Raw genomic sequence first — 14,350 nt, 5'->3', positions numbered from 1 at the left:
ACGCCCCCACCCAGACCGGCCTGGTCGTCCGCCTCTCCCCCGCCCACGGGCGCGGGCGCTACCAGGGCGTCTACAGCCTCTCCTGGTCCGTCGCCGCCCTCGTCGCCCCACTCGTCTCCGGTACGGTCCTCGACCGGCTCGGCGCCGACTGGCTCTGGGGGCTCTGCGCGGCCGTGGGCACGGTCGCGGGGATCGGGTACGCGGTGCTCATGCGGGGCGTGGGCGTGGGCACTGGCACGGGCGGCGGTGCCGGTTCGGTCGGCGATCCAGTGAACGTGGCCACAGCGGGCGGTACGGCGGACAAGGGCACCCCGGCCGTCTCCGGGGCCGCTGTCGAGCCGACGCGCTGATCATCGCCGTACGACCCGTACGACCCGTACGGCCGATACGACCCGCACGACCGACCCCCACCGCCCCACGGACGCCCCCACCGTGACCGGCGTCACACTCGCCCATGTCACATCCGCTCCCCCGCCCCCGTCAAGGAGATGTGGTCCACGTGTACGGGCCACAGACTCGGAGACACAGGCTCACCGAAGGAGCACCCCATGAGCATGGAAGCCCGCCTCGACCTGTTCGCCAACCCGGTGTTCGGCAAGGCGCTGCGGCACGTGAACGCGGCCGGGAAGGCGGTGACCGACTCCAGCCTGCCCGCGACCGTGCAGCGGCTGGTGGAGGTGCGGGCCAGCCAGATCAACGGCTGCGGATTCTGCACCGACATGCACACCAAGGACGCCACCGCCGCCGGGGAGACCGCGCAGCGCCTGCATCTGGTCGCGGCCTGGCGGGAGGCCACCGTGTTCACCGACGCCGAGCGCGCCGCGCTGGAGCTGGCCGAGGAGGGCACCCGCATCGCGGACGCGGCGGGCGGTGTCTCCGACGAGGTCTGGGCGAACGCGGCCAAGCACTACGACGAGGAGCAGCTCGGCGCGCTGGTGACGCTGATCGCGCTGATCAACGCGTACAACAGGGTCAACGTGCTCGTCCGGCAGCCCGCCGGGGACTACCGGCCGGGGATGTTCGGCTGAGCGGCCCGCCCTGCGGCTACAGCAGGCGGCTACGGCCTGCGAACTTCTCGACGGCCGCCTCGGTGACCGGGGTGAAGAAGTTGACGAGGTTGCCGTCCGGGTCGCGGAACAGCAGCGAACGGTTGCCCCAGGGCATCGTGGTGGGCCCGCTGACGAGGTCGGTGACGAAGCCGCTCAGGTTCCGGTGCACGCGGTCCACGTCGTCCACCAGGAACTCGGTGATCACGCTGTGGTTGTCCGCCGGGCGGGCGGAGTCCGGGGCGAACAGCGGGACGGTACGGGTACCGGCGATGGCGAGGGTGGCGCCGCGCCCCGTCGTGAGTTCGGCGAAGTCCTCGGTGAACCAGGTCGCCCGCAGCCCCGTGGCCCGCTCGTAGAACTCGACGAGGCGCGGGACGTCGCCGGTGATGACGCGGATCGAGACGAAGTGCATGGGGATCTCCTTGGCCGCGCGGGACGGGCGGGCCGGTCGGGACGAGCGGGATGTGCACGCCACCGTGCGGGCGTGCACGTCGGAGGCTAGGAGAAATAGTGGACAGAATCCGTCCGGTATGCGCGTTAGGCTGCGGAAATGCCCCGACCCACCGGCCGCGTCCTGACCCTCCTGGAGCTGCTCCAGTCGGGCGGCACCAGGACCGTGGCCGAGCTGGCCGACCGGCTCGGCGTCGAGGGGCGCACGGTACGGCGGTACGTCGGTCATCTGATCGACCTGGACGTGCCGGTGGAGTCGGTGCGCGGGCGCTACGGCGGGTACCGGCTGGCCCCCGGCTACCGCCTGCCCCCGCTCATGCTCAGCGACGACGAGGCCTTGGCCGTACTGCTCGGCCTGCTCACCGGCCGCCGGGCCGGGCTGACGGCGGTGGAGCGCACGGCGAGCGAGACGGCGTCGGCGAAGATCCGGCGGGTGCTGCCCCGGCGGATCGCGCACCGGCTCGACGCGCTCCTGGACGCCCTCGACTTCACGGACCGGCTGGACCTCACGGACCGGCCGGACCTCACGGACCGGCGAGACCTCGCGGACCGGCCGGACCTCACGCTCCGGCCCGGTGGCGAGCCGGAGCATCCGGGCGCCGGGCTCCCGCTCGCCCCGGCGGACGCCGAGCTGCTGCTCACCGTCGCGGACGCCGTGCGCCACCGTCGGCCGCTCTCCGTCCACTACACCGATCGCGCCGGACGGCGCACCGAACGCACCCTGCACGCCTACGGGATCGTCGCCCACGCGGGCCGCTGGTACGTCACGGGCGAGGACGCCCGGCTCGGTGAGGACCGGACCTTCCGGCTCGACCGCATCGCGGGCGCGCGGACGCTGCCCGGCTCGTTCGAGGCGCCCTCGGGTCCCGGCCCGGCGGAACGCCTGCTGTCGGGGTTCGCCGCCGCCGCGTACCGGCACGAGGTGACCCTCCGTGTCCACGGGACCGCCGAGCAGATCCGCGTACACCTCCCCGCCGGTGTGGCGAGCCTGACGGAGTACGGGCCTCCTACCGGCCGGGACCCGGCGGGCGAGCGCTGGCTGCGGGTCGAACTCCGGGTGGAGCGGCTCGACTGGCTGCCCCGCACGCTCGCCGCGCTCGACCGGCCGTTCGTCGTCGAGCGCCCCGCCGCACTGCGCGACCTCGTCACGGCGCTCGCGGACCGCCTGACGTCGGGCGCCCGTCCACCCGACGGCCCGCCCTAGGCCGGGCGGGGAGTTGGAGGCGGAGAGCGGAATCGCGCTGGTCGGGGAGCGGCCACGGGCGCACTTGGGGACTCGGGGGTCTCAACGCCTGCCGCAGCAGAGCTAGTTGGCAGCCGCCCTGCGTGAACTGCTGGACGCCCACGCGGTCGAGGGCCGCACCCTCACGACCGCGTCCCGCCTCCTCCACGCCCACCCCTGCCACCGGGTACGGGCGTTCAGCACCGCCTACGGCATCCCGGCCCCAACGGGGTCCGGCGCGGCAAGTAGGGCTGGGCGGACGGGTGTTGGGTGTACCGAGTCGGAGTTCAGTCCTCGGTCGGGCGCTCCAGCAGGTGCCGGAACGCGTCCAGGTTCCGTGTCGGCTCGCCCCGCGACAGCCGCCACGCGTACTCCTTGCGGATGGCGGAGGTGAAGCCCAGTTCCAGGAGGGGGTTGAAGGCGGTGTCGGCGGCTTCGAGGGCTTGGCCGAGGAGGCGGTCGAGGTCGGCCGGGGTGACGGCGGAGAGGGGGAGGCGTGCGGTGAGGTAGATGTCGCCGAGGGGGTCCAGGGCGTAACTCATGCCGTAGAGCTTGAGGTTGCGCTCAAGGAGCCAGCGGTGGACGCCCGCTTCGTTCTCGTCGGGGTGGCGGATGACGAAGGCGTTGAGGGAGAGGGTGTGGCGTCCGACGCGGAGCGAGACGGTGGTGAACAGCTTCCGGGTGCCGGGGAGTTGGACGACGTAGGTGCCCGACTCGGGGCTCTCCCAGTCGAGTCCGGCCTCCTTGAGGGTGGCCTCGACCACCCGTACCGCCTGTGCGCTCCGCTCCTCCGCCTCAGCCATGCTGCGAGCGTACGTGACGGCGGTGGGACTGGGCGGCGGCGGTGTAGACGTCGGCGGTCGCGGCGGCGGAGGCGTCCCAGCCGAAGCCCCGGGCATGCCGGGCGGCGGCCTCGCCCATGCCCGCCGACAGTGCGGGCGTGTCCGCGAAGCGGGCCAGCAGCCGCGCGTAGTCGGCCGGGCGGTGGCCGTCCACCAGGAACCCGGTGACGCCGTCCCGCACAGCGACCGGCAGCCCGCCGACGGAGGCCGCGAGCACCGGCGTACCGGCAGCCTGTGCCTCGATGGCGACGAGGCCGAACGACTCGCTGTACGACGGCATGACCAGCACCGACGCGGCCCGGAACCAGTCCGCGAGCTGCTCCTGGCCGACCGGCGGATGGAAGCGGACCACGTCCGCGACGCCGAGCCGGGCGGCGAGCTTCTGGAGCCCCTCCGGCTTGGCGAGGCCGCTGCCGCTGGGCCCGCCGACGACGGGGACGACCATCCGGGAGCGCAGCGCGGGCCGCTCGGCCAGCAGCGCGGCGACCGCGCGGAGCAGTATGTCCGGCGCCTTCAGCGGCTGTATGCGGCCCGCGAACAGCGGGATCAGCGCGTCCTGCGGGAGGCCGAGGCGGGCGCGGGCGGCGGCGCGGCCGTCGCCGGGGCGGAAGCGGTCGAGGTTGACGCCGGGGTGGACGACGGCGACCTTCGCGGGGTCGGCCGTGTAGTGCCGTACGAGTTCAGCGGCCTCCTCGGCGGTGTTGGCGACCAGCCGGTCCGCCGCCGACACGATCTGCGTCTCACCGATCACGCGGGCCGCGGGCTCGGGGGTGTCGCCCTCGGCCAGGCTGGCGTTCTTCACCTTGGCCATCGTGTGCATCGCGTGCACCAGGGGTACGCCCCAGCGCTGGGCGGCGAGCCATCCGACCTGCCCGGAGAGCCAGTAGTGCGAGTGGACCAGGTCGTAATGGCCGGGGCGGTGCCCTGCCCACGCCTGCATCACGCCGTGCGTGAACGCGCAGAGCTGCGCGGGCAGGTCCTCCTTGGCCAGCCCCTCGTACGGGCCCGCGTCCACGTGCCGGACGAGCACACCGGGTGCGAGCTGCACGGTCGGGGGTAGGCCGCCGGAGGTCGCCCGCGTGAAGATCTCGACCTCGATGTTGATCGCCGCCAGCCGCTGGGCCAGCTCCACGATGTACACGTTCATCCCGCCCGCGTCGCCCGTGCCGGGCTGGTGCAGCGGCGAGGTGTGCACGGAGAGCATGGCGACACGGCGGGGCCTGCGGTGCAGCCTCAGCCGCGCCCGGTCCGCCGCAGAGCGACGCCCGAGCCTGCCGGCGTACTGGCTCACGTGGCGTTTCCTCCTCGTTGCGGACGCGGACGGCGGATGCGCGTACGGGCATGCCTCCCCGCGTGCGGGCACGCCTCCCGAGGGCCGGTCGCGCCCTCCGGGTGCTGAAACAGCGTGCGGGGGTCGAATCATTTCCCGATCAAGCGACTTTAGGTAATCATTACGATTGTTCGGTCAACCGTTCGATGGGCGCGGAGGTTGCGGGGCGCCGGGGTCGCGGGGCCCGGAGGGCACGAAGGCACCGGGGTCGCCGGGCGCGAGAGCACGGGGGCCACGGAGGGCGCGAGGGCGCGGGGTCGTTCGCCGCATACCCTCGACGCATGGCACCCCGCACGACCCCCCGCCCCGTGGGAACGGTGACGCGCGGGACGACCAACCCCAACCGGCTGCGCCGCATGGACCGCTGGATCGCGGCCACGCACGGCGCCGAGCTGCGCCGGGCCGCCGACCCGCTCGCCATCGACCTCGGTTACGGCGCCGCGCCCTGGACCGCCGTGGAACTCCTCGGCCGACTGCGCGCCGCCGCCCCCCGCACCCACGTGGTCGGCGTCGAGATCGAACCGGAGCGGGTCGCCGCCGCACGGCCGTACGAGCGCGAGGGCCTGGTCTTCCGGCACGGCGGCTTCGAGATCCCGGTGCCGGGCCGCCCGCTGCTGGTCCGCGCGGCGAACGTGCTGCGCCAGTACGACGAGGAGCAGGTCGCCGCCGTGTGGGAGCGGCTGTGCGCGCGGCTCGCCCCGCCCGGGGACGGTTCGCGCGGCGGGCTGCTGGTCGAGGGCACCTGCGACGAGATCGGCCGCCGCCATGTGTGGGTCGCGCTCGGTCCCGAGGGGCCGCGCACGGTGACCTTCGCGGCCCGGCTCGCCTCCCTGGACCACCCGTCCGACCTGGCCGAACGCCTTCCGAAGGCGCTGATCCACCGCAATGTGCCGGGCGAGCCGGTGCACGCCTTCCTCCGCGACTTCGACCGCGCCTGGGCCGCCGCGGCACCCTACGCCTCCTACGGCGCCCGGCAGCGCTGGACACGTGCGGTACGGGACCTGCGCGCCGACTGGCCGGTGACGGACGCCCCGGTGCGGTGGCGGCAGGGCGAAGTCACCGTGCGGTGGGACGCGTTGGCACCGGCGCGGTCGGCGTCGTAGCCAAGTACCCCTCGTACCAAGCGACTTGGCCCGACCGCCCCGAACCCCCTCCCCACCGGCGGGGAATGCGTCCGGGGCGGACGGGAACGATCTCCGTGCCCCGTACGTAACAAGAGCGAGGCGGTCGGCGGGGAGGGCGGTCGGCCGGGGAGGGCGACGACCTCTGTCGTTCCGCGTCCCGGCGTGGCACCATCCCCTCGGTGACCGGAAGTTACTGACGGGTTAATCAGCTTTGGGGGGTTGTATGGGTTCGGGCAAGCGCGGCCTGCTCGCCGCCGCCGTGACCGTGGTCTGCGCGGTGTGCGCCCTGGCGGTGCCCGCGACGGCGTACGCCTCCGTGCCGGTGGGGACCGTGTCCGGCGCGTCCGCGGGGTCCGCCGACGCACCCGAGCCGCCGAAGTCACCCGCACCTCCGACTCCCGCACCGGACAAGGACCTTGAGAAGGTCCGCGCCAAGCTGGACGCCCTCTACCACGACGCGGCCGTCGCCACCGACGCGTACAACGCGGCCGAGGAGCGGTCCGAGAAGCAGGCGCGGACGATAGCCCGGCTGGAGCGGAGGATCGAGGACGGGCGGCGCAGACTCGCCCTGCTGAAGAACCAGGCGGGCGCCTCGGCCCGCGAGCAGTACCGCACCGGGATGCTGCCGCCCGCCGCGCAGTTCCTGCTCAGCGACGACCCGCAGAAGGTGTTCGACGGCGCCGGTTCCGTCCTCAACGGGCAGCGCGCGGCCACCAACTTGATCGCGGAGACCACCCGCACCCAGGACGAACTGCGCGAGTTGACCGACGACGCGGCGGCCGAGGGCCACCGGCTGGACGCCGACCGCAAGGCGAAGGCCGCCGCGAAAAAGCGGATCACCGCCCAGATCGACACGGCCCGCGCGCTGGAGTTTCGGCTGGAGCGGAAGGAGCGGGACCGGCTCGCGGAGCTGGAGCGGAAGGCGGCCCGCGAGGCACAGACCAGGTGGCTGGACACCGGCGCCCTGAAGAAGCCCGGCACCCCGGGGAAGACCGGTCTCACCGGCTCCGCGCAGGGCAGGGAGGCCGTCCGGTTCGCCACCGAGCAGCTCGGCAAGCCGTACGTCTGGGGCGCCGAGGGCCCCGACTCCTTCGACTGCTCCGGCCTGACCTCGCAGGCGTGGGCCTCGGCGGGGCACCCGGTGCCGCGCACCTCGCAGGAGCAGTGGCGGCAGCTGAAGCACGTGGCCGTGGCGGACATGCGGCCCGGCGATCTGATCATCTACTTCGCCGACGCGAGCCATGTGGCGATGTACGTGGGCGACGGCATGATCATCCACGCCCCGCGTCCCGGCCGCACGGTGACGGTCGCGGGGGCCGGGACGATGCCGATCCTGGGGGTCGTACGCCCCGACGCGTGACGGCGTACCGGGGGGCGGCACTCCCGGGGGCGTGCCGGGCGGCGCGACCGTGACCCCCGTCATGTGACCCCGCGCACGCCAACGCCCCTGCCCGGCGGGGCCGTAGTGAGCTTCGTCATCCCGCGGAACCCCGTGGCGTGTCCAACTGTCGTACATAAAACGGCATATGACAGTGGCCTGCGCCCCGGCGGCCGGGCCCGTGCCATTCCGCCGGGGCGGCCGATGCCGCTATGGTCCTCCGACGGTGGGTCGAGGTCCCTCGCCCCACCTGCCCTCGGGGGGAGGGAAGGAACCCAGACGATGCCCGTACCCGTACCCCGGCCGAGAGCGATCCCGGCCGTGGAGAGTGGTGTGGCGCCGGCCGTCCCGCGGGACGGCTCCCTCAAGGAAGAGGCTCACCGTGCCGCCGCGAGCGCGGGCGGCACCGCTCTCACCCTGCTGCTGATCGAGGACGACCCGTCCGGCTCGGCCCTCGCGGCGAACCTGCTGGACCCGTCCGGCACCGCGCTGCGCGTGCGCACCGCCCGCAACCTCACCGAGGCCGGGCGGCTGCTCACCGACGACGTGCACTGCATCCTGCTCGACCTCGCCCTGCCCGCGCCCGGCGGCGGAGACGGCGACGAGCTGGCCGTCCTGCGGCACGTGCTGGAGCTGGCGCCCCGGCACGCCGTCCTCGCGCTGACCGCCACCGGTGACGCCGAGCGCGGCGCCGAGGCCGTACGCGTCGGCGCCCAGGACTACCTGTTCCGCGACGAGCTGGACGCGCGGCTGCTCAGCCGCGCCATCCGCTACGCCGTCGAGCGCAAGCGCTCCGACACCGCCGAGCGGCGGCTCGCGGAGGGGCGGCTGCGCGCGCAGGAGAACCGCCGCCTGGAGCGCGGTCTGCTGCCCACGCCCCTGCTGGACGGCTCCACGCTGCGCTTCGCCGCCCGCTACCGCCCCGGCCGCTCCCGCGCGCTGCTCGGCGGCGACTTCTACGACGCCGTGCGCACCCCGGACGGCACCGTGCACGCCATGATCGGGGACGTGTGCGGGCACGGTCCGGACGAGGCCGCGCTCGGGGTCGAGCTGCGGATCGCCTGGCGGGCGCTGACGCTGGCCGGACTGTGCGGGGACGAACTGCTCGGCACGCTCCAGCAGGTGCTGGAGCACGAGCGGGCCGACGACGAGATCTTCGCCACGCTCTGCACGGTGGACATCGCGCCCGACGGCCGCCGCGCCGGGCTCTGCCTCGCCGGGCACCCCGCCCCTCTGGTCGCCCGCCCCGGCCGTGCGCCGAAGCTGCTCCCGCAGGAGAACAACGGGCCCGCCCTCGGCCTGCTGCCCGGCGCCCGCTGGCCCCGGATGCAGGTCGAACTCGGCTCGGAGTGGAGCCTGATGCTCTACACCGACGGGCTGATCGAGGGCCGCGTCGGCGAGGACGGGGAACGGCTCGGCCAGGACGGCATGGTGGAGATGATCAGCCGCCAGCTCGGCGAGGGGCTGCGCGGGGCGCATCTGCTGCGGGCGGCGGTCAGCGAGGTGCGCGACCTCAACGGGGGCGAGCTGACGGACGACGTGGCGGTGGTGTTGCTGGACCGCACGCGGTAGGGAAGCGCGGCGGGAGTCCGGCGAGGGGCCCGGCCGGGTGTCCGGCAAGAGGCCCGGCCGGGTGTCCGGCAAGAGGCCCGGCCGGGTGTCCGGCAGGGAACTCGGCGGGAACGAGGAAGCGGGGCCCGGAACGAACGGGCCCCGCTTCCTCTCATGTCACCTACGGGCACCCCCGCTGGCGGTTCACCGACCGCCGTTGTACGGCCCGTACGGTCCGTCGCTGCTGCTGCCCCGGCCACCACGTCGGCCCCAGCCCCCGCCGCCGCCTCCGCCACCGGAGACCTGCTTGAGCGCGGGACGGACGTCCACGAAGAACACGATCGAGGCGATGAGGCCCGCGATCTGGAGGAACAGCATCGGCACCACGAGGTTCACCACGACGGCGATCCCCAGGATGATCAGCCAGAAGCCCTTGTTCTGCTTGTCCGCCGCGCGGTACGCGTCCGGCCTGGCCACGAGCGCCAGCACGAACGCCACGACGGCCATCGCCAGCATCGCGTAGTAGAGCAGCGAGATGAACCCCTGAAACCCCTGCATCAACACGACATCCACCTCCTGCTCTGTCCCGTTCCGTACGCGATCGCCGCGTACGGCGTGTCGTCACCGTACCCGGAGAACACGCCGTGCGGGGGTGGTCACTCGGAGGGCGGGGTGGGCTTCTTGGTCGTGGCGGCCTTGCGGGGCGCCGGGGTCTTGCGGGCGGGCTTGGGCTTGGCCTGGGCGGCGGCCGCGGGGGCGGCGGGCTTCGGCTCGTGCTTGACCTCAACCGGCTCGGGCTTGCCCTCGACGGCGATGGCGAGCTCCTCGATGTCCTCGGCGGCCTCGCCGCGCCAGGTCTTCACGGTCTGCTCGCCGTGCTCGGCGACCTTCTCGTACGTCTCGCGGGCCCGGACGGCGTACTCGGCGGCGACGCCGACTCCGCGCAGCGCGAGGTCCTGGGCGTTCTCCCCGAGCTTCTTGAAGTCCAGGTCGAGACCGCCGATGAACTCGGTGACCCGGTTCTGCAACCCGGCCTGCGCCTCCTTGGCACGGGCGGTCGCCTTCTCCTGCACGACCTTCGGGTCGGTGTTGCGTACGGCCTCGATACGGGCCGGTGCCTCGGCGGCGAGCTGCTCCACCAGCGCGGGCACCTTGCGGGCCTGCTGGAACGCGAGGTCGGCGGTACCGGCGGCGAAGTAGAGCGGGGTGGGGTCGCTGAGGGTCTTGCGCAGGTCGTCGGTGATGGCCACGGTGGGGTCCTCCCGGATTCGATTCGCTTGCGACTGAGGGTCTTGTGTACGTGGACGACGTGATCCGCGACGGTGCGGGCGGCGCGAACGCTCAGGCGTCGGCGGCCCGCCGAGCAGCGCCGGGGCCGCCGGGTTCTCCGGGTCCGGCGGACCCGTCGGATCTGCCGGGGCCGTCAGCTTCGGCGCCCGGTATCCCCTCGGCGCCGAAGCCGTTCTCCTTGCGGAACGAGTCGTAGATCTGGAGCAGCACCTGCTTCTGCCGCTCGTTCAGCGAGGGGTCGGCGAGGAGGACGGCGCGCGTCTCGGCCTCGTCCCGGTCCCGCTCGGCGTCGAGGATTCCGGCGCGGACGTACAGCGTCTCGGCGGAGATCCGCAGCGCCTTGGCGACCTGCTGCAACACCTCCGCGCTCGGCTTGCGCAGCCCGCGCTCGATCTGGCTCAGATACGGATTCGACACCCCGGCGGCATCGGCGAGCTGCCGCAGCGAGAGCTGAGCGGTCCTCCGCTGCTCCCGCAGATACTCCCCGAGATTCCCGACGCTGAGCGATGCCATGCCTCCACCATGCCCCACCCGCGCTAACAATTGCAAGCAGCTTGCTTGCAAAAGTGCACCGGCCGGTACGCGGTGGCCAGTACGGAGACGGTGACCCGGCCGGGCAGGGAGCCGGGGTCCGTGGGAGTGGCCGGGGCGGGGTGGCGGGTGGGGGTCATGGTCAGGAGGTCCTGGGACTCCTGTGGGGTCAGGGGGGTGGTGTACGCGACGCGCAGGGTGTCGGTGGGCTCGAAGTGGGGGGTCAGGGCGGTGTGCAGGCGCTGTTCCTTGGCCGGGTCGATCGTGAGCATGGCGGGGAAGCGGCGGCGCAGCTCGGCGAGGTGGTGGTGCGTGGGGCGGATCACGATGAGCCGTCCGGACGGACGCAGCACGCGGTGGAACTCGGGCGGGTTGCGCGGCGCGAAGACGTTGAGCACGAGATCGAGCGACCGGTCGGCCAGCGGGAAGGGGCGGAAGACGTCCCAGCTCGCGGCGGCGGCTCGCGGATGGGACCGCACCGCGGCGCGCAGGGCGCGTACGGAGGTGTCCAGCCCCAGCCCGCGGGCGGCGGGGAGTCGGTCGAGGACACCGGCCAGGTAGTGCCCGGTGCCGCAGCCGAGGTCCGCGACGGTGCCCGGGCCGGGCAGGGCGTCGGCGGCCAGCCGGGTCAGGGCCTCGCGGACCGGCTCGTACGCACCGGCGGCCAGGAAGCGCATCCGGGCCTGGACCATGTCCGCGTCGTCCCCGCTGGTGGCACGGGCACCGGTCAGGAGAGCGGCGTAGCCCTGGCGGGCGATGTCGAAGGCGTGACCGTCCGGACAGCGCAGCGCCCCCTGGCCGGGGTGAAGACGCGCCCGGCACACCGGGCAGCACAGCACGTCGAGGAAGGGTACGAGGGCAGGGGGAAACAGCGCGGGCACAGGGCACTCCGGTGAGGACGCGGGCGACGGTGAGCGGAGGGGCCGTCGCCGCGCGCTTCCGAGGGGGGCCGCGCGGGTGACGGCGGGGAATGAGCGCGCTCGACGCGTGCCCCCCGAAGGGCCGCACGGTGGGCACGCCGAGGAGGGCGACGTCCTACGGCGTCGCCCTCAGAGCCTCGTGGTCACAGAGCCTGGGAGTGCGGGGTCCACATGCGCCCAGCCTACGGGGCCGCGCGAGGCGGCATCCGGTGGCCCGTAAAGTCGTTGGCCCAACCCCGTTGATCGCGGCCAGACTTGGGGACATGACACTGCACGAAGGTGAGATCGCCGTGGATGTGGGGCTCGTGCGGGGGCTGTTGGAGGAGCAGTGTCCGGGGTGGGCCGGGATGGAGCTGGCGCGGGTCGGGGGCGGGTCGGACAACTCCATGTTCCGGCTGGGGGACGAGCTGTTGGTGCGGGTGCCCCGGACTGCCGCCCACTCGGTTCGCAAGGAGCACATGTGGCTGCCCCGGCTGGCGCCGAAGCTGTCGTGGCCGGTTCCCGAGCCGGTGTACGCCGGGACGCCGACCGGCGCCTTCCCGTTCCCCTGGTCGGTGTCGCGGTGGATCGACGGGGAGGAGGCCGGAGCGGGGAGAGTGGCGGACTGGAGTCTCTTCGGTGCCGAACTCGCCTCTTTCGTGACCGAGTTGCACGGCATCGACCTCATGGGCGCGCGCCGCGCCGACGAACTGGAGTGGTACCGGGGCGGGAGCCTCGTGCCGTGCGACGGGTGGGTCACCGAAGCGCTGGACGGCTGCCGGGCCCTCGCGGGGGACGCGCTCGACCTCGACGCGCTGGAGCGGATGTGGCGCGACGCCCTCACGCTCCCCGAGCCGTCCGGACCACACGTCTGGCTGCACGGCGACCTCAAACCGACCAACCTGCTGGTCCGCGACGGCCGCCTGCACGCCGTCATCGACTTCGGCGCGCTCTCCGTCGGCCACCCCGACGCCGAACACGCCCCCGCCTGGGACCTGCCGCCCGCCGCACGTGCCGCCTACTGGAACGCCCTCTCCCTCTCCCCCACGACCTGGACCCGCGCCCGCGCCTGGGCCATCGCGGTCGGCGCCGCCGGACTCTCGTACTACTGGACCACCTTCCCGGCCTTCGTCGCGGAGTGCCGAGCCCGCCTGGAGGCGATCCTCACGGACACCACCACCCCCTGACCGCCGCCCCACTCGTCCGGCAGGGCACCGCCAAGTCTGGCTGGACAGAGCCGAGTTCCACTGCTCGGGGACGAGTTCATGATCTGTGCGCGAGGGAGGATCACCGGCCCGGTGCACGCGCCGGGCGGAGGTGGCGGACGTACGAGACGCCCGCCTTGCCGCCCAGTGCGGACGGGTCCGCCGGGCCGTTCGGGACGAAGTGGGTGTGGGCGAGGACCCGTTGGGACGCCGTGTTGGTGTGGGAGGTCGCGGCGTGGAGGGTGTGGAGGGCGTAGCGGGTGGCTGCCAGGTGGCAGAGGGTGTGGACGGTGCGGGTGGCGAGGCCGCGGCCGGTGGCGGCTTCGGCCATGCGGTAGCCGAGGACGGCGGTGCCGTCCGCGATGTCCACCAGGTTGAAGCGGCCCAGCACCGAGCCGTCCTCCGCGACCAGGACATGGAAGGCGCAGGTGCCCGCCTCCTGCTCGGCCAGCAACTCGGCGTGCCGGGCCGGGAATTCGGCGAAGTATGCGTCACCCCGGTCCGTGATCGACGCGGCGAACCAGGCGCGGTTGGCCAGCTCGAAGGCGAGGACGGCCGGGGCGTGGTCGGCGCGCAGCCGTCGTAGTTCGGGCATGCGGCCAGTCTCCCGCCCGACCGCCCGGCCGTCTCCCCCGTTTCCGCCTCACCCCGCCGCCCCCACCTCCCGTACGGACACCGTGCGCAGGACCGGGAGGAGCGGGGCGAGGGAGGGGAGGACGACGGGGGCGCCCGCGGCGCGCAGGGCGTGAGCGCGGGGCTCGACGGGGGTCACGCCGAGGAAGGGCACGCCCGCCGCCCGCGCGGCCTCGTGGTGGGCGGGGAGGCTGCCGACGGCCAGCGCCTCGGCGGGCGGCACGCCGGACGCGGCCAGGGCGCGGCGGACGGTGTCGGGGCCGGGGTGGGCGGGGGTGCGGGCGTGGACGCGCCCGCCGAAGCAGCCGGTCAGGCCACGGGTGGCCAGGTAGGCGGCGACGGCCCGCGCGGACGTGTGCGCGGTGACCGCCATCCGCGCGCCGACGGCGGTCCAGGTGCGGATCACGGGGTCGGCGTAGGCGGCGGGCATGGCGGTGGCCACCGCCCCGGCCTCGCGGTCGGCGAGCCGTTCGTCCAGTACGGCGGGGAGCGTGCCGCCGGGGTCGCGCGCGTGTACGGCGCGCAGCACCGCCCACGGGTCGGGCACGGCGCGCTCGGCGGGGGTCAGGAGGTCGGTACGGCCGTGGGCGTCGAGGAGTTCCACCAGTTCGGCGGCCACCCGTTCGGCCGAGCCGGGCGCGAACAGGCGGCAGAGCGGCCCGTCGAAGTCCCACAGCACCAGCCGGGCACCGGCGATCAGCTCACGCGGTACACCGGTCGGCGCGGGCGGGGACGGGGGCTCGGGCTGGGTCGTCGTCTCGGAGGTCACTCACTCAGTGTCAGGTCCGGGGCCACGGTTTCCCAGAGGGCCTCACCGGAGGCGCGCCCGTGTCCCGGCAGCCGCAC

At 73.9% G+C, this 14,350-nt stretch carries 15 protein-coding genes and 1 pseudogene; 7 read left to right on the top strand and 9 right to left on the bottom strand.

The annotated features are described in order from the left end of the window. Together KUM39_RS28305 and KUM39_RS21175 are read left to right on the top strand one after the other, a co-directional pair. Positions 1 to 350 (top strand): annotated as a pseudogene (locus KUM39_RS28305) (MFS transporter); the annotation flags it as partial. Between the two features lie 204 nt (positions 351 to 554). After that, the gene (locus KUM39_RS21175) at positions 555 to 1,028 is read left to right on the top strand and encodes a carboxymuconolactone decarboxylase family protein (protein ID WP_217787317.1); all 474 of its coding nucleotides are present in this window, start codon (positions 555 to 557) and stop codon (positions 1,026 to 1,028) included. Positions 1,029 to 1,044: 16 nt separating this feature from the next. Here the strand turns inward: KUM39_RS21175 and KUM39_RS21170 are convergent, their stop codons facing one another. Then, the gene (locus tag KUM39_RS21170) at positions 1,045 to 1,461 is read right to left on the bottom strand and encodes a VOC family protein (RefSeq protein ID WP_217787313.1); all 417 of its coding nucleotides are present in this window, start codon (positions 1,459 to 1,461) and stop codon (positions 1,045 to 1,047) included. A 138-nt stretch (positions 1,462 to 1,599) separates the two neighbouring features. Here KUM39_RS21170 and KUM39_RS21165 point away from each other — a divergent pair, with 138 nt between their 5' ends. Then, on the top strand, positions 1,600 to 2,703 hold the full coding sequence (locus KUM39_RS21165) for a helix-turn-helix transcriptional regulator (RefSeq protein WP_217787312.1): 1,104 nt from the start codon (positions 1,600 to 1,602) through the stop codon (positions 2,701 to 2,703). A 305-nt stretch (positions 2,704 to 3,008) separates the two neighbouring features. On the opposite strand, the gene KUM39_RS21160 is transcribed toward KUM39_RS21165, so the two are convergent. Both KUM39_RS21160 and mshA read right to left on the bottom strand, forming a co-directional pair. Continuing rightward, complete coding sequence (locus tag KUM39_RS21160) at positions 3,009 to 3,524, bottom strand: type III secretion system chaperone family protein (protein WP_217787311.1); 516 nt, start codon at positions 3,522 to 3,524, stop codon at positions 3,009 to 3,011. Continuing rightward, entirely contained in the window at positions 3,517 to 4,854 is a 1,338-nt protein-coding gene (mshA, locus tag KUM39_RS21155) for a D-inositol-3-phosphate glycosyltransferase (RefSeq protein WP_217787310.1), read from the bottom strand. The genes KUM39_RS21160 and mshA overlap by 8 nt, the downstream gene beginning before the upstream one ends. Positions 4,855 to 5,174: 320 nt before the next feature. On the opposite strand from mshA, the gene KUM39_RS21150 reads away from it, so the two are divergent. From KUM39_RS21150 to KUM39_RS21140, 3 genes are all read left to right on the top strand, one after another. Beyond that, positions 5,175 to 5,996, top strand: coding sequence for a class I SAM-dependent methyltransferase (locus KUM39_RS21150; RefSeq protein WP_217787309.1), 822 nt, complete (start codon positions 5,175 to 5,177; stop codon positions 5,994 to 5,996). Positions 5,997 to 6,240: 244 nt separating this feature from the next. After that, entirely contained in the window at positions 6,241 to 7,377 is a 1,137-nt protein-coding gene (locus KUM39_RS21145) for a C40 family peptidase (RefSeq protein WP_217787308.1), read from the top strand. 300 nt (positions 7,378 to 7,677) lie between these two features. Next, a complete protein-coding gene (locus KUM39_RS21140) occupies positions 7,678 to 8,967 on the top strand; it encodes a PP2C family protein-serine/threonine phosphatase (protein WP_217787307.1) in 1,290 nt (429 codons plus the stop codon). A 183-nt stretch (positions 8,968 to 9,150) separates the two neighbouring features. Here the strand turns inward: KUM39_RS21140 and KUM39_RS21135 are convergent, their stop codons facing one another. From KUM39_RS21135 to KUM39_RS21120, 4 genes are all read right to left on the bottom strand, one after another. Further along, positions 9,151 to 9,504, bottom strand: a complete 354-nt coding sequence (locus KUM39_RS21135; protein ID WP_246620497.1) for a DUF2516 family protein — start codon at positions 9,502 to 9,504, stop codon at positions 9,151 to 9,153. 98 nt (positions 9,505 to 9,602) lie between these two features. Continuing rightward, a complete protein-coding gene (locus KUM39_RS21130) occupies positions 9,603 to 10,196 on the bottom strand; it encodes an ATP-grasp domain-containing protein (RefSeq protein WP_217787305.1) in 594 nt (197 codons plus the stop codon). A gap of 91 nt (positions 10,197 to 10,287) precedes the next feature. Next, on the bottom strand, positions 10,288 to 10,749 hold the full coding sequence (locus KUM39_RS21125) for a helix-turn-helix domain-containing protein (RefSeq protein ID WP_217787304.1): 462 nt from the start codon (positions 10,747 to 10,749) through the stop codon (positions 10,288 to 10,290). Positions 10,750 to 10,772: 23 nt separating this feature from the next. Beyond that, positions 10,773 to 11,648, bottom strand: coding sequence for a putative RNA methyltransferase (locus tag KUM39_RS21120; protein ID WP_217787303.1), 876 nt, complete (start codon positions 11,646 to 11,648; stop codon positions 10,773 to 10,775). 302 nt (positions 11,649 to 11,950) lie between these two features. Here KUM39_RS21120 and KUM39_RS21115 point away from each other — a divergent pair, with 302 nt between their 5' ends. Beyond that, the gene (locus KUM39_RS21115) at positions 11,951 to 12,853 is read left to right on the top strand and encodes an aminoglycoside phosphotransferase family protein (RefSeq protein WP_217787302.1); all 903 of its coding nucleotides are present in this window, start codon (positions 11,951 to 11,953) and stop codon (positions 12,851 to 12,853) included. A gap of 100 nt (positions 12,854 to 12,953) precedes the next feature. Here KUM39_RS21115 and KUM39_RS21110 read toward each other — a convergent pair whose 3' ends face one another. Beyond that, complete coding sequence (locus KUM39_RS21110) at positions 12,954 to 13,466, bottom strand: GNAT family N-acetyltransferase (RefSeq protein ID WP_217787301.1); 513 nt, start codon at positions 13,464 to 13,466, stop codon at positions 12,954 to 12,956. A gap of 48 nt (positions 13,467 to 13,514) precedes the next feature. Continuing rightward, positions 13,515 to 14,273: an HAD family hydrolase gene (locus tag KUM39_RS21105; protein WP_308288192.1), complete on the bottom strand. Its 759-nt coding sequence runs from the start codon at positions 14,271 to 14,273 to the stop codon at positions 13,515 to 13,517. Positions 14,274 to 14,350: the final 77 nt, after the last annotated feature.

The sequence above is a fragment of the Streptomyces corallincola genome, from assembly GCF_019104725.1.
In the GTDB taxonomy this organism is placed as follows: Bacteria; Actinomycetota; Actinomycetes; order Streptomycetales; family Streptomycetaceae; genus Streptomyces; species Streptomyces corallincola.
The sequence above is the reverse complement of the archived record's forward strand: the minus strand, read 5'-3'. Positions and strand labels throughout refer to the sequence as shown.